This window comes from Micromonospora sp. PRAS1, from assembly GCF_059553435.1.
This window is the reverse complement of record NZ_JCANNB010000099.1, coordinates 1-1,335: the sequence shown is the minus strand read 5'-3', so window position 1 is coordinate 1,335 and position 1,335 is coordinate 1. Positions and strand designations below refer to the sequence as shown.

Sequence of the window (1,335 nt, the reverse complement as noted above, 5' to 3'; positions counted from 1 at the left end):
CGTCCCGGTTCATGAGCGGTTTGTGGCGTGGGCTGTGGCGGTGCCGGATGTGGTGGCGGTGGTGTGTGGTGGTCGGGTGTTGACGTATGGGGGTTTGTTGGCTCGGGCGAGGCGGTTTGCGGCGCGGTTGCGGGTGGAGGGTGTTGGGGCGGAGTCGGTGGTGGGGCTGCGGTTGTCTCGGGGGGTTGAGATGGTGGTGGGGATTGTGGGGGTGTGGCTGGCTGGGGGGGCGTATTTGGCGTTGGATCCGGAGTATCCGGTGGGTCGTTTGGATTTTATGGTGGCTGATGCGGGTGTGGGGTTGGTGTTGTCTGATGTGGAGGGTGTGGATGGTTTTGAGTCGGTGGTGGTGGAGTCGGGGCAGTTGGCGTATGTGATTTATACGTCGGGGTCGACTGGGCGGCCTAAGGGTGTGCAGGTGTCGCATGCTGGTTTGGCGAATTTGGTGGATGCGTTGGGGTCGGTGGTGGTGGGGCGGGTGTTGCAGTTTGCGTCGTTTAGTTTTGATGCGTCGGTGTTGGATGTTGCGGGGGTGTTGGCTGGGGGTGGGACGCTTGTGGTTGCGGTGGGTGTGGAGCGTGTGGATCCGGTGGCGTTGGGTGGGTTGGTGCGGGCGGGTGGGGTGCAGGTGATGAATGTGTCGCCGTCGTTGTTGTCGGTGCTTGATCCTGTGGGGTTGTCGGGGGTGGAGCGGTTGTTGGTTGGTTCGGAGCGGGTGGGTGTGGAGGTTGTGCGGGATTGGGCTGTGGGTCGGTCGTTGTTTGTTGGTTATGGTCCGACTGAGGCGTCGGTGATTTGTTGTGCTGGGGTGGTTGATTCGGTGGTGGGTCGGCCTTCGATTGGTGTGCCGATTTCTAATATGCGGGTGTATGTGTTGGATGCGGGGTTGGTGCCGGTGCCGGTGGGTGTTGGTGGTGAGGTGTTTGTGTCGGGGGTTGGGGTTGCGCGTGGTTATGGTGGTCGGGCGGCGTTGACGGCTGAGCGTTTTGTGGCTGATCCGTTTGCTGGTGATGGTTCGCGGATGTATTGCACGGGTGATCGGGCTCGTTGGCGTGGTGATGGGTGTCTTGATTTTTTGGGTCGGGTTGATGAGCAGGTCAAGGTTCGTGGGTTTCGGGTTGAGCCGGCTGAGGTGGAGCAGGTTCTGGTGGGGCATGCGGGGGTTCGGGCGGTTGTGGTCCGGGCTTGGGGTGAGGGTGCTGATCGGCGTCTGGTTGCCTATCTGGTTCCGGCTGATCCTGCTGGTGGTTTGCCTGGGGTCGCTGAGTTGCGGGCGTATGCGGCCGGGTGGCTTCCCGAGTACATGGTGCCGTCGGCGTTCGTGGAGCTTTCCGC

Annotated in this window: 1 protein-coding gene; it reads left to right on the top strand. The window is 62.1% G+C overall.

The window, feature by feature from the left end; translation table 11 throughout:
- Nucleotides 1-22: 22 nt before the first annotated feature.
- On the top strand, nt 23-1,335 hold a 1,313-nt coding region (locus AC507J_RS32250; protein ID WP_496294333.1), incomplete at its 3' end, for an amino acid adenylation domain-containing protein.